Origin of the sequence: Methylobacterium sp. WL8 (genome assembly GCF_008040045.1) — a bacterium.
GTDB lineage: Bacteria > Pseudomonadota > Alphaproteobacteria > Rhizobiales > Beijerinckiaceae > Methylobacterium > Methylobacterium cerastii.
The window spans coordinates 48,530-69,726 of the sequence record NZ_VRVF01000019.1; the positions used below are offsets into that span (position 1 = coordinate 48,530).

At 70.5% G+C, this 21,197-nt stretch carries 21 protein-coding genes and 1 pseudogene; 9 read left to right on the plus strand and 13 right to left on the minus strand.

Translation table 11 applies throughout. The annotated features are described in order from the left end of the window. Nucleotides 1–73: 73 nt before the first annotated feature. Complete coding sequence (locus FV234_RS09485) at nucleotides 74–340, minus strand: hypothetical protein (protein WP_147828921.1); 267 nt, start codon at nucleotides 338–340, stop codon at nucleotides 74–76. A 435-nt stretch (nucleotides 341–775) separates the two neighbouring features. Between FV234_RS09485 and FV234_RS09490 the strand changes: the two genes are divergently transcribed. Next, nucleotides 776–1,762, plus strand: a complete 987-nt coding sequence (locus FV234_RS09490) for a L,D-transpeptidase (protein ID WP_187273630.1) — start codon at nucleotides 776–778, stop codon at nucleotides 1,760–1,762. Between the two features lie 59 nt (nucleotides 1,763–1,821). On the opposite strand, the gene glpX is transcribed toward FV234_RS09490, so the two are convergent. From glpX to FV234_RS09505, 3 genes are all read right to left on the minus strand, one after another. Then, a complete protein-coding gene (gene glpX / locus FV234_RS09495) occupies nucleotides 1,822–2,817 on the minus strand; it encodes a class II fructose-bisphosphatase (protein WP_147828923.1) in 996 nt (331 codons plus the stop codon). Nucleotides 2,818–2,965: 148 nt separating this feature from the next. After that, on the minus strand, nucleotides 2,966–4,288 hold the full coding sequence (locus FV234_RS09500; RefSeq protein WP_147828925.1) for a homoserine dehydrogenase: 1,323 nt from the start codon (nucleotides 4,286–4,288) through the stop codon (nucleotides 2,966–2,968). A gap of 171 nt (nucleotides 4,289–4,459) precedes the next feature. After that, nucleotides 4,460–5,140 (minus strand): ceramidase domain-containing protein, encoded by a 681-nt coding sequence (locus FV234_RS09505; RefSeq protein WP_147828926.1) that lies wholly within the window; start codon nucleotides 5,138–5,140, stop codon nucleotides 4,460–4,462. 161 nt (nucleotides 5,141–5,301) lie between these two features. Here FV234_RS09505 and xth point away from each other — a divergent pair, with 161 nt between their 5' ends. Together xth and FV234_RS09515 are read left to right on the plus strand one after the other, a co-directional pair. Then, nucleotides 5,302–6,102, plus strand: a complete 801-nt coding sequence (xth, locus tag FV234_RS09510) for an exodeoxyribonuclease III (RefSeq protein ID WP_147828927.1) — start codon at nucleotides 5,302–5,304, stop codon at nucleotides 6,100–6,102. 119 nt (nucleotides 6,103–6,221) lie between these two features. Further along, on the plus strand, nucleotides 6,222–7,763 hold the full coding sequence (locus FV234_RS09515; protein WP_246686154.1) for a DUF2252 domain-containing protein: 1,542 nt from the start codon (nucleotides 6,222–6,224) through the stop codon (nucleotides 7,761–7,763). Nucleotides 7,764–7,796: 33 nt separating this feature from the next. Here the strand turns inward: FV234_RS09515 and FV234_RS09520 are convergent, their stop codons facing one another. After that, complete coding sequence (locus tag FV234_RS09520; RefSeq protein ID WP_147762298.1) at nucleotides 7,797–9,329, minus strand: helicase HerA-like domain-containing protein; 1,533 nt, start codon at nucleotides 9,327–9,329, stop codon at nucleotides 7,797–7,799. A gap of 103 nt (nucleotides 9,330–9,432) precedes the next feature. On the opposite strand from FV234_RS09520, the gene FV234_RS09525 reads away from it, so the two are divergent. Both FV234_RS09525 and FV234_RS09530 read left to right on the plus strand, forming a co-directional pair. Then, nucleotides 9,433–9,855 (plus strand): DUF2780 domain-containing protein, encoded by a 423-nt coding sequence (locus FV234_RS09525; RefSeq protein ID WP_348643055.1) that lies wholly within the window; start codon nucleotides 9,433–9,435, stop codon nucleotides 9,853–9,855. A 197-nt stretch (nucleotides 9,856–10,052) separates the two neighbouring features. Continuing rightward, nucleotides 10,053–11,078: a GNAT family N-acetyltransferase gene (locus FV234_RS09530; protein WP_147828931.1), complete on the plus strand. Its 1,026-nt coding sequence runs from the start codon at nucleotides 10,053–10,055 to the stop codon at nucleotides 11,076–11,078. 31 nt (nucleotides 11,079–11,109) lie between these two features. Here the strand turns inward: FV234_RS09530 and FV234_RS09535 are convergent. Continuing rightward, nucleotides 11,110–12,282: pseudogene (locus FV234_RS09535) on the minus strand (zinc-dependent alcohol dehydrogenase). 189 nt (nucleotides 12,283–12,471) lie between these two features. Between FV234_RS09535 and FV234_RS09540 the strand changes: the two are divergent. Further along, nucleotides 12,472–13,095 (plus strand): glutathione S-transferase family protein, encoded by a 624-nt coding sequence (locus tag FV234_RS09540; RefSeq protein ID WP_147828933.1) that lies wholly within the window; start codon nucleotides 12,472–12,474, stop codon nucleotides 13,093–13,095. Nucleotides 13,096–13,300: 205 nt separating this feature from the next. Here FV234_RS09540 and FV234_RS09545 read toward each other — a convergent pair whose 3' ends face one another. The 7 genes from FV234_RS09545 to FV234_RS09575 all read right to left on the minus strand — a co-directional run bounded on the left by FV234_RS09545 (nucleotide 13,301) and on the right by FV234_RS09575 (nucleotide 19,934). Next, nucleotides 13,301–14,203 (minus strand): tetratricopeptide repeat protein, encoded by a 903-nt coding sequence (locus tag FV234_RS09545; protein ID WP_147828935.1) that lies wholly within the window; start codon nucleotides 14,201–14,203, stop codon nucleotides 13,301–13,303. Continuing rightward, the gene (gene ilvD / locus FV234_RS09550; RefSeq protein ID WP_147751880.1) at nucleotides 14,190–15,920 is read right to left on the minus strand and encodes a dihydroxy-acid dehydratase; all 1,731 of its coding nucleotides are present in this window, start codon (nucleotides 15,918–15,920) and stop codon (nucleotides 14,190–14,192) included. The genes FV234_RS09545 and ilvD overlap by 14 nt, the downstream gene beginning before the upstream one ends. A 348-nt stretch (nucleotides 15,921–16,268) precedes the next feature. After that, complete coding sequence (eutC, locus tag FV234_RS09555; protein WP_147828937.1) at nucleotides 16,269–17,048, minus strand: ethanolamine ammonia-lyase subunit EutC; 780 nt, start codon at nucleotides 17,046–17,048, stop codon at nucleotides 16,269–16,271. Continuing rightward, the gene (locus tag FV234_RS09560; protein ID WP_147828939.1) at nucleotides 17,045–18,427 is read right to left on the minus strand and encodes an ethanolamine ammonia-lyase subunit EutB; all 1,383 of its coding nucleotides are present in this window, start codon (nucleotides 18,425–18,427) and stop codon (nucleotides 17,045–17,047) included. Before FV234_RS09560 ends, eutC begins: the two co-directional genes overlap by 4 nt. Before the next feature lie 65 nt (nucleotides 18,428–18,492). After that, on the minus strand, nucleotides 18,493–18,678 hold the full coding sequence (locus FV234_RS09565; RefSeq protein WP_147762304.1) for a hypothetical protein: 186 nt from the start codon (nucleotides 18,676–18,678) through the stop codon (nucleotides 18,493–18,495). Beyond that, nucleotides 18,659–18,991, minus strand: a complete 333-nt coding sequence (locus FV234_RS09570) for a nucleotidyltransferase domain-containing protein (RefSeq protein WP_210250874.1) — start codon at nucleotides 18,989–18,991, stop codon at nucleotides 18,659–18,661. Before FV234_RS09570 ends, FV234_RS09565 begins: the two co-directional genes overlap by 20 nt. Before the next feature lie 82 nt (nucleotides 18,992–19,073). Beyond that, nucleotides 19,074–19,934 (minus strand): transglutaminase family protein, encoded by an 861-nt coding sequence (locus tag FV234_RS09575; RefSeq protein WP_147751885.1) that lies wholly within the window; start codon nucleotides 19,932–19,934, stop codon nucleotides 19,074–19,076. A 303-nt stretch (nucleotides 19,935–20,237) separates the two neighbouring features. On the opposite strand from FV234_RS09575, the gene FV234_RS09580 reads away from it, so the two are divergent. The 3 genes from FV234_RS09580 to FV234_RS09590 all read left to right on the plus strand — a co-directional run. Continuing rightward, entirely contained in the window at nucleotides 20,238–20,441 is a 204-nt protein-coding gene (locus tag FV234_RS09580) for a hypothetical protein (protein WP_147828941.1), read from the plus strand. A gap of 12 nt (nucleotides 20,442–20,453) precedes the next feature. Further along, nucleotides 20,454–20,783: a hypothetical protein gene (locus FV234_RS09585; RefSeq protein WP_147828943.1), complete on the plus strand. Its 330-nt coding sequence runs from the start codon at nucleotides 20,454–20,456 to the stop codon at nucleotides 20,781–20,783. Between the two features lie 92 nt (nucleotides 20,784–20,875). Next, on the plus strand, nucleotides 20,876–21,197 hold a 322-nt coding region (locus tag FV234_RS09590), incomplete at its 3' end, for a transposase (protein ID WP_147828945.1).

The window sequence follows — 21,197 nt, forward strand, 5'->3', positions numbered from 1 at the left end:
CGGACGCCCAAACCGGAGGCAACCCGCGAGGCTCGACGAGCGAACGATTACAGAGGAGTCGATGACGGCTGCGTCAGTGGCAGGTGGTGATGGTCTTCACGATCCAGCCCTGCTCCGGCTGCCACAGCTTGCGCCGGGCGCGGGTGCAATCGGCCGGCGCGGTCCCGGAGGTCCACGCGCCCGTCGGCTCGGACGGCGGCGGCGGCTCGACGGTCTGGACCGGGCGCGGACGCTCCGGACGCCGCGCCGCCTCCCGTGCGGCTGCGGGCGTCGCGACGACGCAGGCGAGCGCCAGGAGCGACGCCGCGAGGCGCGCGCGCAAGTTCGAAGCGGATGTCACGGGGAGATGTCCGAAGATCGAGAGGGCTGCGATACTGTTGCCGTCAGGTCGGGCGACAAATCAATCGCCCCGTCGCAACTTGTCCCCGCTCTGCCGACGAGGACGGCACATGGTAAAGGCTTGCCGCCGCGACGCCGGCGGATTTCACGGGTCAGATTTCGGCCCGGCGGTTGCGCGACACTTGAGGTGTCGCGGCCGGGCCGCGCCCCGTTGAAGACCTCGGTCGACAGGGCAGCCACCGTTGCAAGGAATCGACGCCGCCCCAGGAAACGGATTCCGCAACGCGGCGAAGGATGACGCGACGGGCCGTGACTTGCTAAGCCTTGCCCGTCACCACCGGATCGCGGCCGCCTGCCGCTCGACCGCGTGACTCAAGGTTCCGTGCCGGCCCGTCGCCGGCCCGGGGACCTCGGATCAAGGACGTTTCGAACCGCCATGCCGAATACTTTGCGAAGCCTCCTGCTCGCCGGCGCGATGACCGGCCTCGCGAGCCTGTCCGCGACCGCACCCGTGCACGCCCAGGGACGGGGCGCCCTCGCGTCGAGCGCCATCGACGGCGTCGGCGACGACGACCGCCTGTTCCAGGACCAGTCCGGCGCGCTCTACCGCCTCCGCGGCGGCCGCTACGAGCCCTATGCCGGCCGCGTCGAGTTCGGCCGCGCCGTGCCCGACCGCGCCACGGCCTCGGAGCGCCGCCCCATCCCCGAGCGCCAGCAGCTCGCCGGGCGCCCGCCCGAGACCTTGCAGGAGAGCCCGGCCGACGCGCCCGCCGCGCCGCTCACCGTCGGCCCGAAGCCCGGCGCCAACCAGCTCTCCCCGGCGATGGCCGCGGCGATCAACCGGCCGGTCGACAACGGCCCGATCAACTACGACAAGGCCTACGGCGCGATCGCCGACGACGCGTTCCCGGTGGCGGCCTTCAACTGGAAGAAGGCCAACCCGGCGTTCTTGCGCCAGGAGATCGCCTATACCGGCCCCTACGAGCCCGGCACGATCGTGGTCGACCCGCGGGCGCACCAGCTCACCCTGGTCCAGGCGGACGGCCGGGCGCGGCGCTACGGCGTCGGCGTCGGCAAGCAGGGCTTCTCGTGGTCGGGCGCCGCGACGGTGAACCTGAAGCAGGCCTGGCCGGATTGGTACCCGCCGAAGGAGATGATCGCCCGCACGCCGCACCTGGCGCGCGAGGTCGACACGCTGCCGAGCGGCGTCGGCGTCCCCGGCGGCAACCGCAACCCGCTGGGCGCCCGCGCCATGTACCTGTGGCAGGGCAACAAGGACACGCTGTTCCGCATCCACGGCACGCTGGATCCGAACTCGATCGGCAAGAGCGTCTCGTCGGGCTGCATCCGCATGATCAACCAGGATGCGATCGACCTGTTCAGCCGCGTCAACGTCGGCACCAAGGTCGTCGTCCTGAACTGAGCAGGAATCGACCGCGCCGTCCGCGGGGGGAAGCCCCGGCGGACGGCGTTCGCGTTCGATCAGTCCGCGTTGCGCTCGGCGCGGCGGTGCTCGCCGAGGATGCGCCGCACCGTGCCGGTGGCCGAGCGGTAGACCACGGTCTCCGTCTCGATGACGCCGGGCTTGAAGCGCACGCCGCGCAGAAGCGCCCCGTCGGTGACGCCGGTCGCCGCGACGGTGACGTCGCCGCGGGCCAGATCCGTCAGCTCGTATTTCCGGTTCGGGTCGCCGATGCCCATGTCCTGCGCCCGCCGGCGCTTCTCCAGGGTGTCGAGGATTAGCCGGCCCTGCATCTGGCCGCCGATGCAGCGCAGCGCGCCGGCCGCGATCACGCCCTCGGGCGCCGCGCCGATCCCGAGATAGATGTCGACGCCGGTCTCGTCGGGCGAGTTGGTGAAGATGATCCCGGCGATGTCGCCGTCGGAGATCAGGCGGACGCCCGCCCCCGTGGCGCGGATCGCGGCGACGAGGTCGCCGTGCCGCGGCCGGTCGAGGACGATCGCGACGATCTGCGAGGTCGGCACGCCCTTGGCGCGGGCGAGCGCGGCGATGTTGTCGGCGGGGCTGGCGTCGAGGTCGACGAGGCCGGGCGGATAGCCGGGGCCGATCGCGATCTTCTGCATGTAGACGTCGGGGGCGGCGAGCAGCGAGCCGCGCTCGGCCATCGCCATGATCGCGATCGCGCCGGGCATGTCCTTGGCGCAGAGCGTCGTGCCCTCCAGCGGGTCGACCGCGAGGTCGACGCGGGGGCCGCCGCCGCTGCCGAGGCGCTCGCCGATGAACAGCATCGGCGCCCGGTCGCGCTCGCCCTCGCCGATCACCACGGTCCCGTCGATCGGCAGCGCGTTGAGCTCGGCCCGCATCGCGTCGACGGCGGCCTGGTCGGCGGCCTTCTCGTTGCCCTGCCCGCGCAGGGCCGCCGCCGCGATGGCCGCGCGCTCGGTCACGCGTGCGAGTTCGAGGGTGAGCGTGCGCGCGACGACGCTCCGCGAGCCCTGCATGAGCGCCTCGTCCATCGTTTCCCAAGCCCTTCCCGCGGCCCGAACGTTTTCGGTGCCCCTGCTCCTACAGCCTACCGCGGCTAGGATGCACGAAAATAACTTGGGTTTTCGATTTTGGGCGGGATCGGAACGATAGTGCCGTTCTGTTGGGCGCCGAACAGGCTTATTCGCGCTCGATCCGGATGAGCTGCGGCGCCTCGGCCAGCAGCCCGTCGCCGGCGATGGCGTCGAGGGCCGCGCGGATGTTCCCCTCCGTCGCCGCGTAGGTGATCAGCACCAGCGGCACCGGCTGGCCGGAGCGGCCCTTCGGATCGCTTTCCGCCATCTCGCTGGTGCGGCGCTGCAGGATGCTCTCCAGCGAAATCTCGCGCTCGGCCATGCGGGTGGCCACGCCCGCCGCGACGCCGGGCCGGTTGTGGACCGTGAGGCGGATGTAATAGCCGCCCTCGTGCCGCTGCATCTCGACCCGCTCGGCCGGGCGCAGGGACGCGGTCGGGCAGCCGAAGGTCGGGCGGCTCAGGCCGGCGGCGAGGTCGGCGATGTCGGCGACCACCGCGGAGGCGGTCGCCTCGCCGCCGGCGCCCGGGCCGATCAGGGTCAGCTCGCCGACGGCGTCGGCATCGATCGTCACCGCGTTGGTCACGCCCATCACCTGGGCGATGCTCGAGGATTTCGGCACCATGGTCGGGTGCACGCGCTGCTCGATCCCCGCCTCGGTCGCCTGCGCGACGCCGAGCAGCTTGATCCGGTAGCCGAGCTCCTCGGCCATCCGTAGGTCGAGGGGCTTCACCCCGGAGATGCCCTCCACCGAGACGCCCTCGGCGTCGATCGAGGTGCCGAAGGCGAGGCTCGTGAGGATCGCGAGCTTGTGGGCGGTGTCGAAACCCTCGACGTCGAAGGTCGGGTCGGCCTCGGCATAGCCCAGGGCCTGCGCGTCCTTGAGGCAGGCCTCGAAGGTCAGGCCCTCGCGCTCCATCCGGGTGAGGATGTAGTTGCAGGTGCCGTTCATGATTCCGTAGACGCGGCTCACGGCGTTGCCGGCCAGACCCTCTCGGATCGCCTTGATCACCGGGATGCCGCCCGCGACCGCCGCCTCGTAGGCGAGCGCGACGCCCGCGGTCTCGGCCGACTTCGCCAGCGCCGCGCCGTGGAGCGCCAGCAGCGCCTTGTTCGCGGTGACGACCGGCTTGCCGGCGGCGAGCGCGGCCTCGACCACGGCTTTGGCCGGCCCTTCCGAGCCGCCGATCAGCTCGACCACGCAGTCGACCTCGGCCGAGCGCGCCATCTCCACCGGATCGTCGAACCAGTGCAGCCCGGCGACGTCGAACCCGCGGTCGCGGGTGCGGTCGCGGGAGGAGACGGCGACGACGCGGATGTCGCGGCCGGTCGCGGCGGCGAGCGCGGCGGCCCGGCGCGCGACCATCCGGACGACGGCGGCGCCGACCGTGCCGAGACCGGCGACACCGAGGCGGAGGCTCTGGGACATGGTGGTTTTCGCAAGCCTTCTGCCCTGCGCCGTCGGCGGCCTGTCGGCCGGCGTGGACGAGCGCGGGGAACGCCGCGCGCCCCATCGGCTGCGGCGCCGCCCTTCTGCCTCGATTTGCCGGGAGGCGCAAGAAATCGGCCGGGCGCCGGGGCGCATCCCGAGGTTCCTCCGTCACCGCCGCGAAACCGCCTCGCGATGCCGGACGGCCGCGACGACCAAGCCGTAGAGCACCGCGGCGTTGAGGACGTGCCAGAGGAAGTGGGTGCCGACGGGCACGAGCGCGCAGACGCCCCGGTCGGCGGTGCGCAAGGCGAGCGAGACGGAAAACAGCGCCGCCAGCGCCACGAGCCGCCGGCCGGTCGCGGCCGGGTCGTCCACGCCGCGGAGCCCGAGGGCGACGCCCACCAACGCCAGCACCGCCGGCAGGTAGTCGATCGAGCCGTTGGTGAGCACCTCGACCGAGCGGCCGGCGACGGCGTCGAGGGCCGGGACGAGCCCGAAGCCGAAGCCCGCGAAGGCCAGCGTCGCCGCCCATGCGGCGAACTGCCCGAATCGCAGGAACCGCACCATCGCCAGGTAGAAGTAGGCGTGGATGAACACGGCGATCGGCACGACGTCGGCGAGCATGGCCCAACGCACGGCGAGCGTGTGGAACAGGAACGACCCGATGCCGACGACCGCCGTCAGGAGCGCCAGCGCGACGCCGGCCCGGTCGTCCGCCGCGCGGGCGCGCCGATGGGCCGCGACGGCGGCGACGAGGAAGGCGGCGTTGGACAGGGCGTTGACCGGCTCCGCCCAGAACGCCGCGCCGCCCCGCTCGCAATAGGCGCCGATCGGTTCGAACCAGTCCACCGGCGGCCTCGTTGCGTGAGCGGGCGGCGACGCGCCCGGCCTTCCGCTTGTCAGGCCGGTGCGAAGGCCCGATGACGGGCTCCGCCCTCACAAGCCGCCAGACGACGGGCTTCGCCCTTCAGGACGCCAGACGACGGGCTCCGCCCTCCAGGACGCCAGCGATGCGCATCACCACGTGGAACGTCAATTCGATCAAGCAGCGGGTCGGGCACCTGCTCGCCTTCCTCGACGAGGCCAAGCCGGACGTGGTCTGCCTGCAGGAGCTGAAGTGCCAGGAGGAGGCGTTCCCGCGCGCCGAGATCGAGGCGGCCGGCTATGCCGTCGAGGCGGTGGGGCAGAAGGCCTATAACGGCGTCGCGCTGCTGGTCCGCGCGCCGCTGACCTACGATCCGGCCACCGTGCTGCGCGCGCTCCCGGGCGACGCCGAGGACGAGCAGGCCCGCTACGTCGAGGCGCTGGTCAGCGGGGACGGGGTCGCGCCGGTGCGGGTGGCCTCGATCTACCTGCCGAACGGCAACCCGGTGGCGAGCCCGAAATACCCCTACAAGCTCGCCTTCCTGGAGCGGCTGCGTCTTCACGCGATCGCGCGGATGCGCGAGGAGACCGCGCTGGTGCTCGCGGGCGACTACAACGTCATCCCCGAGCCGGAGGATGCGGCCGAGCCCACGGCCTGGGCAGACGACGCGCTCTACCTGCCGACCACGCGGGCGGCGTTCCGCGCGCTGCTGGCCGAAGGGTTGACCGACGCGGTTCGCGCCTGCGACCCGCGCCCCTGCCTCTACAGCTTCTGGGACTACCAGGCCGCCGCCTGGTCGCGGAACTTCGGCATTCGCATCGACCACCTCCTGCTCTCGCCGCAGGCCGCAGACCGGCTGGTCTCGGCCTCGGTGCAGAAGCACCTGCGCGGCCTGGAGAAGCCGTCGGACCACGTCCCCGTGACGGTGGAGCTGGCGGCGGGGTAGGCGCGCCGGCGTTGTCCACGCCTTTCGCGGCGACATAATCCCCGGCTCCGCAACAAAGTTATCCGGCTCAGGTTGTTCAGCGCCACCGGGAGACGCCGGCAGCCCTGGGACGACCGAGCATGGAACGACCGAATCAGATGAGCGGCGACGACGCCTTCGGCGAGGCCGAGACCGTGCCCGGACCAGCGCAGGATCAAAGTCAGGACAAGGACGGACGCGACGCGCACGAGGCGGCCGAAGAGGTCGTGCTGGAGCCGCTGGCCGACTATCCGCACATCGATCTGCGGACCGGCGGCGAGCCCTGGGACAAGCGCCGCGCCGCCGGCAAGCGCCTGCGCGAGGCCGTGCCGCACGAAGCCCACGCGGCCCTCGACCTTCCCTCCGACCGGCCGGACCCCGTCGACCTGATCGTGGGGGCGCACGAAGGCCGCCAGCCGAGGCTCGTCCCGTTGCGGGTGGCGCGCATGGCGAGCTCGCCCTTCGCGTTCCTGCGCGGCGCCGCCCACGTCATGGCCTGGGACCTCGCGCACGGCCCGCGCAGCGACATCAACGTGGTGATGAACGGCGACGCGCACATCTCGAACTTCGGCCTGTTCGGGACGCCGCAGGGCGACGTCGTGCTCGACCTCAACGACTTCGACGAGGTGACGATCGGCCCGTGGGAGTGGGACCTGAAACGGCTCGTCGCCAGCATCGAGGTCGCCGCCCGCGAGGATGCGGTTCCGGCCGAGGCGCGGCGGCAGGCGGTGATGGCGGCGGTCGGCGGCTACCAGCACACGATGCTGGACCTCGCGCCCCAGGGCTCGCTGGACGTCTGGCAGCAGGCGACCCGCGCCGACCGGCTCGACGTCTCGGGCGTCCGGATCGACGAGGCGTCGCAGGCGGTGGTGCGCAAGGCGGTGGAGAAGGCGCGCAAGAAGAACAACCAGAGCCTGCTCGCCCGCGTCGGCGAGCGCCGCGTCGACGGCGGCTGGCGCTTCCGCGAGGACGCGCCGATCCTCACCGGGGTCGACGACGAGACCCGCGAGGCGGTGATCACGGGGCTGGAGCACTACGCCGAGACGCTGCCGCGCGAGCGCCGGTTCATGCTGAGCCGCTACCACGTCGTCGACGTCGCCCACCGCGTCGTCGGGGTCGGCAGCGTCGGGACCCGCGCCTACGTGGCGCTGCTCTGCGGCAACTCCGACCAGGACGTGCTCTTCCTGCAGGTGAAGGAGGCCGTGCGCCCGGCCCACGCCCCCTACCTGCCCGGCATGCCCGAGCCCTATGCCAGCCACGAGGGCGAGCGGGTGATCTACGGCCAGCGCCTGCTACAGGGCGTCGGAGACCCGCTGCTCGGCTGGACCACGATCGAAGACCGCCCGTTCTACGTGCGGCAGATGAAGAACATGAAGGGCGAGATCCCGGTCTCGTGCATGACCGGGCAGCCGCTGCTGTACTTCTCCTGGGCCTACGGCGCGCTGCTCGCCCGCGCGCATGCCCGCACCGGCGACGCGGCCGCCATCGCCGGCTATTGCGGCAAGGACCGCCACGCGGACCTGCGCGAGGCCCTGGCCGACTGGGCGCACGCCTACGGCGACCAGAACGCGGCCGACTACGAGGCCTTCCTCGCCGCCATCGCGTCGGGCCGGCTCGAGGCGGCGGACGATCCCTGCCTCTGACTTGACGCGGCCAGCGCGGGGCCGGCCCCGGCGCTACCGCTTCATCAACCCGCCGAGCACGTTGCGCAGGATGGCGTTGCCGACTTGTGTGCCGACGCTGCGGGCCATCGAGCGCGCGGCGTTCGAAACGACCTGCTCGGCGAGGCTCTGCGGGGCCTTTCGGCCGGCCTTGGCGGCGGGCTTGCCGAAGACGCTGCCCACGATGCCGCCGAGCAGGCCGCCGAGGCCCCCCTCCGAAGCCTGCGCCGCCTCGGCCGGGGCGGCGTCGAGGTTCTTGCGCTTGGCGAGCATCTCGTAGGCGCTCTCGCTGTCGATCGCCTCGTCGTACTTGCCGCGCAGCGGGCTTTTGGCGATCAGGTCGGCGCGCTCGGCCGGCGTCAGCGGCCCGACGCGGCCCTGCGGCGGGGCGATCAGGGCGCGCTCGACCACCGACGGCGTGCCCTTCGGCTCCAGGAAGCTGACCAGGGCCTCGCCGACGCCGAGCTGGGTGATCGCCTCCGCCACGTCGAAGCCGGGGTTCTGCCGGAACGTCTCGGCGGCCGCCTTCACGGCCCGCTGGTCGCGGGGGGTGAAGGCGCGCAGCGCGTGCTGCACCCGGTTGCCGAGCTGGCCCAGCACCGTCTCCGGCACGTCGAGGGGGTTCTGCGTCACGAAGTAGACGCCGACGCCCTTCGAGCGGATCAGCCGCACCACCTGCTCGACCGCGTCCAGCAGCGCCTTCGGCGCATCGTTGAACAGCAGGTGCGCCTCATCGAAGAAGAACACCAGCTTCGGCTTCTCCAGGTCGCCGACCTCGGGCAGCTGCTCGAACAGCTCGGAGAGCATCCACAGCAGGAACGAGGCGTAGAGCCGGGGCCGCTGCATCAGCTTGTCGGCGGCCAGGATGTTGACGAACCCGCGCCCGTCGCGGTCGGTCCGCATGAAGTCTTCGAGGTTCAGGGCCGGCTCGCCGAAGAAGCGGTCGGCGTTCTGGTTCTCGAGCATCAGGAGCTGGCGCTGGATCGCGCCGACCGAGGCCGCCGAGACGTTGCCGTAGGTCCCCGAAATCGTCTTGAGGTTCTCCGAGCAGAAGGCCAGCAGCGCGCGCAGGTCCTTCAGATCGATCACCGGCCACTGGTTCTCGTCGGCGACGCGGAAGGCGATGTTGAGCACGCCCTCCTGCGTGTCGTTGAGTTCGAGGAGGCGTGCCAGCAGCAGCGGCCCCATCTCGGTCACGGTGCAGCGGATCGGGTGGCCCTGCTCGCCGAACAGGTCCCAGAACACCGTTGGAAAGCGGTCGGGCTCGTAGGCGATGCCGAGTTCCTCGGCGCGCTTGACGAAGACCGGCTTGGATTCGCCGGCCGCCGCCAGCCCCGACAGGTCGCCCTTCACGTCGGCCGCGAAGACCGGGACGCCGGCGTTCGAGAAGCCCTCGGCCATCACCTGCAGGGTGACGGTCTTGCCGGTGCCGGTCGCGCCGGCCACCAGACCGTGCCGGTTGGCGAGCTTGAGCGTCAGCACCTCCGGCTTCGGCGGCCCCGCTTTCTGGGGACTCTTTCCAACCAGGATGCTGCCGTCGCCCGCCATCCGCCCAATCCCCTTCGCGCCGATCGTCACGGTTATGGGCGCCGGAGCCCGGCTTTGCCAGATGCGCGGGCGTTCGGCTTGATTTCCGCGCGTCCAGGCCCGAATGACGAGGAAACACCCTCGGGAGCTGCCGACCATGGAAGAACTCATCGCCCGCGTGACCAACCGCACGGGCCTCGATGCCGCGACGGCGCAGACCGCGATCGGGCACATCCTGGCCTTCCTCCAGAAGGAAGGCCCCGCTAACGAGGTCAGCCAGCTGATGGCGTCGATGCCGGGCTCCGAGTCCCTGGTCGCCACCTCGAACGCCGAAGAGGGCGGCGGCGGGGGCCTGATGGGCATGCTCGGCGGCATGATGGGCGGCGGCGTGATGGCGCTCGGCCAGAAGCTGATGTCGGCCGGCGTGCCGATGGGCCAGATGCAGCCGCTCGGCCAGGAGCTGTTCGCCTACGGCCGCGAGAAGGCGGGCGAGGACGTGATGGGGCCGATCGTCGGCTCGGTCCCCGGCCTCAACCAGTTCGTCTGAGACCCGACGACCGGCGGCCTCGCGGGGCGTGCACGGGCGTCGGCGCGGGGCGTTTTCGGCGGCCTCGCGGGGCGTGCACGGGCGTCGGCGCGGGCCTGTCATAAAAGCGTGCGGGCTTCGTGGTTGTGTCCGGTTCCAGGGCCTGGAGCCGGTCGCCCCGCGGGGGCGCGTTCGGAAAGCCCCGGAAGGCGTCGACCATGGTCGCGAAGTTTACGCGCGGGGCCTCCGCGGCCTGGGACGCGATCCGGGCCAACGGGTGGGACAACGTCGAGTCGCCGATCGCGAAGCTGAAGCGCAAGTCGGCGGACGGGACGCTGCCCGGCTTCGGCGGCCGCAGCCTGATCCCGCCCGGCGCCACCCCGATCCGCTTCAAGGCCAAGGGGGCGGGTAACGCCTTGCCGGAGCTGGGCCCGAGCCTCGGCCGCATCGGCAACCTCGAAGTCTGCCTCGCGACCCGCAAGTCCGAGATCCGCCGGGCGCAGCGGCTGCGCTACCAAGTGTTCTACGAGGAGATGTCGGCGATCCCGACGGGCATGGCGATGCTGTCGCGGCGCGACGTCGACGCCTACGACGCGGTCTGCGACCACCTCCTGGTGATCGACCACGCCGCGACCGACGCCAAGCCGTTCCGGAAGGCGCGTCCGAAGGTGGTCGGCACCTATCGCCTGCTCCGCGGCGAGGCGGCCGAGCGCAACTTCGGCTTCTACTCGGCCTCCGAGTTCGACATCGCGCCACTGCTCGCGGCGCATCCCGGCAAGCGCCTGCTCGAGCTCGGACGCTCCTGCGTGCTGAAGCCCTATCGCACCAAGCGCACCGTCGAGCTGCTCTGGGCCGGCATCTACGCCTACGTGCTGCACCACCGCGTCGACGCGCTGATCGGCTGCGCCAGCTTGGACGGCACCGATCCGGCCCGCCTCGCCCTGCCCCTGAGCTTCCTGCACCACCACGCCCGCGCCCCCGAGGGCTGGTGCGCCCGCGCCCTGCCGGAGCGCTACGTGGCGATGGACCGGCTCGACCGCGAGGCGATCGACCCGAAGGCGGCGCTTCAGGCGCTGCCGCCGCTGATCAAGGGGTACCTCCGCGTCGGGGCGACCTTCGGCGACGGGGCGGTGATCGACCGCCAGTTCGGCACCACCGACGTCTTCGTCGTGCTGCCGGTGACGGCGATCGGCACGCGCTACCTCGGCCACTTCGCGCCGACGGCGAACAAGCGGGCGGCGTGATCCGCCCGGAGGCGATCCGCCGCCCGAACCCTCAGTTCGGGTGGAACACGACCTTCACGCAGCCGTCCTTCTTGTCGCGGAACGTCTTGTAGAGGTCCGGCCCGTCGGCGAGGTTGGTGGAGCGGTGGGTGATCATCGACGTCATGTCGATCTTCCCCGCCTAAATCAGCTTGGTCAGCGTTTCCAGGTAGCGCTTCACGTGCGTCTGCCCGCTCTTCATGGTCAGGCCCTTCTGGACGATCATGCCCATGTTGACCGGGATGGGGCCGCCGTAGACGCCGGGCACCGAGACGATGCCGCAGGGCCGCACCGCCTTGATCGCCTCCATCAGCGCGTAAGGCCGCTCGGTCGAGGTCAGCTTCTCCTGCAGGGTGTTGACGAGGCTGGCGACGCCGTGGCCGGCGCTGGCCTCCATGCCGACGCAGTCGATGACGCCGTCGGCGCCCTCGCCCTTGCTGATCTCCTTGATCCGCTCGAACACGTCCTCCTTGGCGTAGTCGATGATGTCGGTGGCGCCGTAGGTGCGGGCGAGCGCAAGGCGCTCCGGCACCGTGTCGATGGCGATGATGCGCTCGGCGCCCATGATCTTGGCCGACTGGATCGCAAACAGGCCGACCGGACCCGCACCCCAGACCGCGATGACCTCGCCGCCCTTGATCTCGCAATGCTCGGCGCCCTGCCAGCCGGTCGGCAGGATGTCGGTGAGGAACAAGAGCGACTCGTCATCGACGCCCTCGGGCGCCAGCATCGGCGCCACGTCGGCCATCGGCACGCGCACGTACTCGGCCTGGCCCCCGGCATAGCCGCCGGTGAGGTGCGAGTACCCGAACAGGCCCGCGGTGGGGTAGCCGAACTGCGCCGCCGCCATGGCGCCGTTGCGGTTCGAGCGCTCGCAGACCGACCAGTTCCCGAGCCGGCACTGCCGGCACTCGCCGCAATTGATGTTGAACGGCACGACGACGCGGTCGCCCTTCTTGAACTTGGTGAAGCCCTGGCCGACCTCGACGACCTCGCCCATGAACTCGTGGCCGAGCACGTCGCCCGCCTCCATGGTCGGCATCTGGCCGTCCATCAGGTGGAGGTCCGAGCCGCAGATGGCGCAGGACGTCACCTTGAGGATGATGTCGCGGGCATCCTCGATCCGCGGATCGGGAACCGTGTCGCAGCGGATGTCGCCCTTGCCGTGCCAGCACAGCGCTTTCATGAAAATCCTTTCGTGACGGGGGAATCGCAGGACCCGCGTGGCGCGGGCTCGTACGGTTAAGCCCGTGCTCGTACGGCCAAGTTCCGACCGAACGGTCGAATGGCCGCATGAGCCGGCACCAGGGAAGGTTCGTCCCAATTCGTGGTAGGGGCTTGGCGCTTCCGACAACCCAACGGGTCCAGAACCAGCATGATCGTCTACGGCACCGGCTATTCGCCCTACGTCCGCAAGATCCTCGTCGCGCTTGCCGAGAAGGGCGCCTCCTACGAGCACGTGCCCTGCATGTTCCACGCGCTCGACACGGCGTTCCAGGCGGCGAGCCCGCTCGGCAAGATCCCCGCGATCGACGACGACGGCTTCAAGCTCGCCGATTCCTCGGCGATCCTCTGGTACCTGGAGCGCAAGCACCCCGAGCCGGCGCTGATGCCCGCCGACGCGAAGGCGCTCGGCCGCGCGATCTGGTTCGACAAGTTCGGCGACACCGAGCTGTTCAGCCCGCTGATCGTGGCGTTCCGCGAGCGGGTGATGAAGCCGACCATGATGGGCAAGCCGTGCGACGAGGCCTTGGTCGTCAAGTCGCTCGACACGGACCTGCCGCCGCTGTTCGACCACCTCGAGGGCGAGATCGCGGGCGAATACCTCGCGGGCGACGCGTTCTCGATCGCCGACATCTCGATCGCCGCCGGCTTCTACAACTTCCACCTCGCGGAGGCGAAGGTCGACGCCGCGCGCTGGCCGAAGCTCGCGGCCTACGTCGACCGCATCCTGGCGCGCCCGTCCTTCGTCACGGCCATGGCCGCGCGCAAGGGCTGATCGGGGTCGTCGCAGGACGATCGCCTGAAGCCGCGTTCGGCGGCTTCAGGGCGCGAAGAGCGCCCCGCGGAGCGGGCTTTTCAGGACCTTGGTCCTGAAAAGCGTCGAGCGGAGCGAAAGCCTGAGCCCGCGGAGGCGGGCGCCGGCGATTGAGGCTGCAAGAAAAACAGGGCAAGCGCTTTCGAGCGATTGCCCGGCCGGACCCTTAGCGGCGGCGCTTGATCGAGCCGACCGTCTGCACCTGGGCCTGCGCCTCGGCGCGGTCCTCGTCGCTGGCTGACGCCCAGTTCTTCTCGTAGAGCGCGACGATCCAGGCGTCCTTGCGGCCCTCGACGCCGTCGCGGGCGAGCGACAGCCACATCAGGCCGCGGACGCGCTGCACCGGCACGCCGCCCATGCCGGTCATCAGCATGTCGCCCAGGAGCGCCTGGGCCGGGTGGTGGCCCTTCTCGGCGGCGAGGTTGAACCAGCGCGCGGCCTGGCGCGCGTCGGCCTCGACGCCGGTGCCGTCGAGGTAGAGCCGGGCGAGGTTGTACTGCGCGTTCGGGTCGCCGAAGTACGACGCGGCGTAGTTGAACATGTCGTAGGCCCGCTCGGGGTTCGCGCGCACGTAGGTGCCCTTGATCCCGTCGAGGAAGTAGCTGCCGAGCGCGGTGAAGGCGCTCGCCGTCACCGCCGAGGTCTGCGCGTCAGGCCCGTCGTCCGTGCCGGAATCGGCGATCCGCGAGAAGAACTCGAACGCCTTGAGGTCGTCGTGCGGGACGCCGTCGCCCTCGGCGTACATCCGGCCGAGCTTCCACAGGGCCAGCGCGTGGCCCTGGTCGGCGGCATATTCGAGCGCGCGGGCCGCGCCCTCCTTGTCGCCGGCGTTGTACTCGCGCACGCCCGCCCGCAGCGCGTCCTTGGCGCTGCGGTAGTTCTTCTCGGGCACCGGCGTGCGGACGCTGGCGTCGAGCGCTTCCGTCGCGGGAGCGCCGACGAGCAGGCACGCGACCGCCGTCGCCGCGAGCGCGGCGCCGCGAAGGTGCGCGCGCAGGCTGCCGCGGGGCCGACGATCGGCCCCGGCCGGCCCCGCCTTCCGGTCGCGGTCGGTCCTAGACGTCCGCATAGCTCTGGATCTCCTCGGCGCCGCCCGGATGGGTCACGGCGCCGTTCACGGCGGGTCCGACGGTCTGCGCGTATTTCCAGAGGTAGCCGGAGGTCGCGGAATTGGTCCGCGGCGTCCACGCCTTGCGGCGCTCGTCGAGCTCGGCGTCGGAGAGCGCCACGTCGAGGGTGCCCTTGATCGCGTCCAGCGTGATCATGTCGCCGTCGCGCAGCAGGCCGATCGGACCGCCGACCGCGGCTTCGGGCCCGACATGGCCGACGCAGAAGCCGCGGGTGGCGCCGGAGAAGCGCCCGTCGGTGATCAGCGCGACCTTGTCGCCCATGCCCTGACCGTAGAGCGCGGCGGTGGTGGACAGCATCTCGCGCATGCCGGGGCCGCCCTTCGGACCCTCGTAGCGGATGACGAGGACCTCGCCCTCCTTGTAGGTGCGCGCCTGGACCGCCTCGAAGCAGGCCTCCTCGCCGTCGAACACGCGGGCCGGGCCGGTGAAGACCTGCTTGTCGGCGGACATGCCGGCGACCTTCACGATCGCGCCCTCGGTGGCGAGGTTGCCCTTGAGGCCGACGACGCCGCCGGTCGGGGTGATCGGGCTTGCCGCCGAGCGGACCACGTCCTGGTCCGGGTTCCAGCGCACGCGCTCCATGTTCTCGGCGATGGTGCGGCCGGTGACCGTCATGCAGTCGCCGTGGATGAAGCCGTGGTCGAGCAGGGTCTTGATCAGCAGCGGGATGCCGCCGACCTCGAACATGTCCTTGGCGACGTAGCGGCCGCCCGGCTTCAGGTCGGCGATGTAGGGCGTGCGCCGGAAGATCTCGGCCACGTCGAACAGGTCGAACTTGATGCCGCATTCATGCGCGATCGCCGGCAGGTGGAGCGCGGCGTTGGTCGAGCCGCCGGACGCGGCGACGGCGGCGGCGGCGTTCTCCAGGGACTTGCGGGTGACGATGTCGCGCGGGCGGATGTTCTTGGCCAGCAGCTCCATCACCTTCTCGCCGGCGGTGGCGCAGAACTGGTCGCGGATCTCGTAAGGGGCCGGCGCGCCGGCCGAGTACGGCAGGGCGAGGCCGATCGCCTCGGAGACGGTGGCCATGGTGTTGGCGGTGAACTGCGCGCCGCAGGCGCCGGCGGACGGGCAGGCGACCTGCTCGAGCTCGTCGAGGTCCTCGAGGCTCATGTCGCCGACGGCGACCTTGCCGACCGCCTCGAACAGGTCCTGCACCGTGACCGGGCGGCCGCGGAACGAGCCCGGCAGGATCGAGCCGCCGTAGATGAAGATCGACGGCACGTTGAGGCGCACCATGGCCATCATCATGCCCGGCAGGGACTTGTCGCAGCCGGCCAAGCCCACGAGGGCGTCGTAGGCGTGGCCGCGCATGGTCAGCTCGACGGAGTCGGCGATGACCTCGCGGGACGGCAGCGAGGCGCGCATGCCGGCATGGCCCATGGCGATGCCGTCGGTGACGGTGATGGTGCAGAACTCGCGCGGGGTGCCGTGGGCCGCGGCGACGCCCTTCTTCACCGCCTGCGCCTGGCGCATCAGCGAGATGTTGCACGGGGCGGCCTCGTTCCAGCACGAGGCGACGCCGACGAGCGGCTGGTGGATCTGCTGCTTGGTGAGACCCATCGCATAGAGATACGAGCGGTGCGGCGCGCGGTCGGCCCCCTCCGTGACGTGGCGGCTCGGCAGCTTCGACTTGTCGTTCGTAGGCGCGTCCATGACCTGTCCCGCACCCCCCGGTCCGCTACGCGTCGGCGCGCCCTCGAAGGGTGCGGACAGCCGTCGCGCAGCGTCGACCGACGTTGCGCGAGGAGGCAAGACCACGCTCTTGGAATCGCTCGTAACCGAGCGGTAACCGGTTGGGGGAAAAGCCGTTTACCGCGGATGCTGAGGTGGTCCCGGTTTATGGCGGGATCGCGGCGGTCGAAGGCAGGTCTCGGGGCAAACCCGGGATGCTTTCGCGGTGTTGCGACCCCGCCACAGCCGCGCTTGCGGTCCGAATACTGAGGTCGGGTCGCATGGTGCGCCGCACCGAAGCCTTCGCGGGTGCGATCGCGGATCCGCCGATCAGGCCTTCGGCAGGGCCGGCGCCACGTCCGAGCCGGCGAGCGCGGCCTCGCTCTCGTCCTTCAGCGAAACCCCCGTCAGCCCGCGCGCGAAGGCCTGGCTCAGGAGCCAGTCGAGCTTGAACGCGGCCAGCGCGTGCGAGAGCCCGGCGGGGCGGACGTTCGAGATGCAGTTGCGCTCGGCGTCCGAGCGCCCGATGCGGGGGCCGAAGGTGAGGTAGATCCCGAGGCTGTCGGGCGAGGACAGGCCGGGGCGCTCGCCGACCAGCACCGCCACCGCGCGGGCCTTCAGCGCCGCGCCGACCGCGTCGCCCAGCGCGACCCGGGCTTGGGACGCGACGATCACCGGCGCGAGGCTCCATCCGGCCCGCTCGGCGTGAGGCTTGAAGGCCGCGAGGAAGCCAGCCGCGCCCTCGTGCACGGCACGCGCCGAGAGCCCGTCGGCGACGACGATGGCGAGGTCGACGGAATCGCCGGCCGCCCGCTCCAGGGCGTCGCGATCCGCGGGCGCCAGGGCGCGGCCCTGGTCGGGCCGGCGCAGGTAGGCGGCGCGGTCGGCCGCCTGCGAGGCGACCCGGAGCGTCGGCAAGCCGAGGGCTTCGATGTCCGCGGTGACCGCGTCCGCATCCATCGGCGTGTGCACGGCGTCGCGGGCCTGGGCGTGGGCGAGGCCGAAGCGCAGCACCTCGCGGGTGGGCAGGCCGCTTCCGGTCCGCCCGAGGCCGATCCGCGCCGGCGTCAGGCCGGCGAGCCGCGCCCAGATCTTCGCGTCCTCGCTCATGCGGCGAGCCCGGAGGCGTCGGCGAGCAGCGGCGAGCCGGGCTCGGCGGGAAGCAGGGTGCCGGCGGCATCCGTCATGCCGAGGGCGTGCAGCCACGCCTCGAACTCGGGCGCGCGCTTCAGCCCTAAGACCTCGCGGACGTAGAGGGAATCGTGGAACGAGGTGGACTGGTAGTTCAGCATCACGTCGTCGGCGCCGGGAACGCCCATCACGTAGGTGCAGCCGGCGGCGCCCAGCAGCGTCAGCAGCACGTCCATGTCGTCCTGGTCGGCCTCGGCGTGGTTGGTGTAGCAGACGTCGACGCCGAGCGGCACGCCCATCAGCTTGCCGCAGAAATGGTCCTCGAGCCCGGCGCGGATGATCTCCTTGCCGTCGTAGAGGTATTCCGGCCCGATGAAGCCGACGACGGTGTTGACCAGCAGCGGCCGGAACGGGCGCGCCACCGCGTAGGCCCGCGCCTCCAGGGTCTGCTGGTCGATGCCGTGATGCGCGTTGGCCGACAGCGCCGAGCCCTGCCCGGTCTCGAAATACATGCCGTTGTCGCCCAAGGAGCCGCGCTTCAGCGCCAGCATCGCCTCGTGCGCCTCCTTGAGGATCGCCAGCGTGACCCCGAACCCGGCGTTGGCCGCTTGCGTGCCGGCGATCGACTGGAACACGAGGTCCACCGGCCAGCCGCGGTTCATCGCCTCCAGGGTGGTGGTGACGTGGGTGAGCACGCATCCTTGCGTCGGAATCGCGTGGCGCCGGATGATCTCGTCGAGGAGGTGGAGCAGCTTGCCGAGGGCTGCCACCGAATCCGAGGCCGGGTTGATGCCGATCACCGCGTCGCCGCAGCCGTAGGACAGGCCGTCGAGGATCGAGGCGGTGATGCCGGCCGGGTCGTCGGTCGGGTGGTTGGGCTGCAGCCGCACCGCCATCGTGCCGGGCAGGCCGATGGTGTTGCGGAACCGCGTGACCACCCGGCATTTCCGGGCGATCAGGATCAGGTCCTGGTTGCGCGAGATCTTCGAGACCGCCGCCGCCATCTCCGGGGTGATCCCGGGCGCGATCCGCGCCAGCGTCTCGGTGGTGGCCGTGAGCAGGAACTCGCGAAAGTCGCCGACGGTGAGGTGCGCGACCCCGGAGAACGCCGCCGCGTCATGGGTGTCGAGGATCAGCCGGGTGACGTCGTCGTCCTCGTAGGCGATCAGGGGCCGCGCCAGGATTTCGCGCAGCGGCACGTCGGCGAGGCACCAGCGCGCGGCCGACCCCTCCTCCGCCGATTCCGCGGCGACGCCTGCGAGCCGGTCGCCGGAGCGCACCGGCGTCGCCTTCGCCATCAGCTCGGCGAGGTCGGCGAACGCCCAGGTCCGCGGGCCGACGACGTGGCGGTAGGCCATGGGGTGCTCCTGACGCCGATGCCGGCTTCCGCTGCGCGAGATGAGGGGAGCAGCGTCCCATCCTGTCAGCTCGTGCGGTAGCGCTGCGCGAGAAAATCGAAGGTGGTTCGGATGAGCGGCGTGACCTTGGCGATGTCCTGGTCGTTGGCTGCGACGCGTTCGCCGTCCGTCGGGATCGTCGGAGCACGTTCCAGGTTGGCGACGGCACGTTCGAGATTGCCAAGGCCGTCCTCAAGCTTCCGCGCGCTCATAGATCCTGATTCCCTGTGCCAGGACGCGATCCTTGAGTGCGCTCGGCATGGTGTCGAGCTTGGCCACCGAGATCCGATAGAGGGTTCGACAATGCCCGACCCGGTCGCGAAGGCGGTCCAGCGCCGCCCCGTCGAGGTCGGGCGCCTCGATGGCGACGTCGATGTCGGATCGCGCATCGTGATCGCCCTCGGCGCGCGAGCCGAACACGATAATCGCCCGAACCGCAGGATGGGCCGCCACCGTCTCGATGGCGGCGCGGGCGCTGTCGGGAATGTCGACCGGTCGGTGCACGGGATCGCCGATCGATCGCAACACGGGGTCGCTCCTTCGTCGAGGCCGCCAATCCGTCCTCGTCTATCACACCTGGGTATGCCGACGCATCGGAGACGCGACCTCAGGCCGCCCCGCCATGCGGCGCCGGCACCTCCGTCGAGATCGCATCCACCGTCCGGGGCGTTGGGCTTCCGACGCCGTCCGCACGGGTGATGCGGATCTGCTGGTTGACCGGCTGCATGTTGCCGAAGGGGGTCGAGAACGCGATCTCGGCCGCGTCGCGCCCGACGCCGATGCGGACGAGACCGTCGGGATCGGCCTGGCGCGTCGCGTCGAACAGCCACCAACGCCCGTCGAGGTAGGCCTCGAACACCGCGTGGAAGTCGCTCGGCACGAGGCCGTGGGCATAGCACGACACGAACCGGGCGGGGATGCCGAGCGCGCGGCAGAAGGCGGTGCCGATATGCGCGAAGTCGCGGCAGACGCCGGCGCGCTTGAGCAGGCTCTCGTCGGCGGTGGTCTCGCCGTCGCTGGTGCCCGGCTTGTAGGTGAGGTGGTCGTGGATCCAGTTGCAGATCGCGTTGACGCGCTGGTGGCCCTTCGGCATCGCCCCGAACTCGGCCTGGGCGAAGGGCGTCAGCCGGTCCGACGAGACGAAGCGGCTCGGCAGCAGGAAGGGCAGGATGTCGAGCGGCAGCTGCCCGACCGGCGTCTCGTTGATGGTCGCCGGGTCGGCCCGGTGCACCGTGAGCTCGACCTCGGCGTTGTATTCGAGCGCGAACTGACCCATCGGCACGTTGACGCCGAGGTAACGGTTGAGCAGGTCCGGCGTCGTGTAGACGTCGCGCTTCAGGTTCGGCGTCAACACCAGGGATTCACTGATGATCTCGACGCTCTTCAGCTTGGCCACCTCCAGGTTGAAGATGAAGGTCGTGTCCGAGAGGATGTTGTAGGACAGGCTGCAGCCGAGATTGTAGCGCATGGGGTCTCCTGGCGGTCACGGGCCGGCGAGCGACCTGCAAAGAGCGGGCCTTGGGGCGAACGCGCGTCCCGGTTGTCGGTTCGGCCACGGCTGCCGAACGGGCGCACGACCCGGCCGACGCGTCGCGACCGCCCTCCATCTAAACTTAAACGATGTTTGTATCTTTCAGGTTGTTTTGTGTGCGTGGGCACGGCACTCTGCTTGAGCAAGGCCGTCGATTCGATCGCAAGACCAGAGACCGCGATCGCGCCGGTCGATGTCCCCCAATGCGAATGACGGCCCTTGCCTCAGAGGGAGGAAGCAATGGCTGTTACTTTGCAGGTCGTCGGCTTGTATTACAAACAACCGCTCGACATGGGACTGACGCCTGGTCAAACCGTCAACATCAAGCAGGTCTTGGACTTCGCCCAAGCCAATCCACAAGGACAATACGCACTGAGTTATGGCGTCGGGCAGGGGGCGGGAGCCGCCTACGTCGATTTCATCATGACGGACATCAACGGCTAGTTCTCGTCGCCGGTGAGCGGCACGCGCTACAACGGCGGCCAATTCAGCCTCACGCAAACCTTCACGGGCGTCGGGAAAGGAAATTATACCGTCTGGCAATACTACGTGCAGGATCAGAATAACCAGCCGGTCAAACTTCCCACAGGGGCCGAGACGCCCTTTGAGACGGCGAACGTCGTCCAAGACGGATTCACCGTCATCTGGCGCCTCGTCGAGATCTGCAACGCGGTCCCCGTCATGGTCGGCGATACGGCGGTCGGCGCGACGGCATCCGAGCAGGCCGGTCCACGTATGAACGCGCGGTTGGCGAAGGTCGTCGGCAAGCCTGCCGTCAAGGCGTGACGTCCAAGCTCTAGCAGGCTGCTGCAGAAGTCTGTGGCGGTGTGGCCTTGGAGATGATTCGCTCTGCCTGAGCGAGAGGCGGGGTTTGATCGATGCGCGGACGTGAGGCGGCCTCGACCAACCTGTTCAGCTACGTTCGGCTTGAGGAGCGTGTGCCGTCCGATCACCCGTTGCGGCCGATCCGGGCCTTGGCCGACGAAGTTCTGGCTGGGCTGAACGCGCGCTTCGAGCACCTGTACTCGGGCCTGGGCCGGCCTTCGATCCCGCCGGAGATGCTGCTTCGGGCGACACTGCTGCAGGCGTTCTTCTCGGTGCGCTCCGAGCGGATGCTGATGGAGCAGATCGATTATAACCTGCTGTTCCGGTGGTTCATGGGGTTGGAGATCGATGCCGCGGTCTGGCACCCGACTGTGT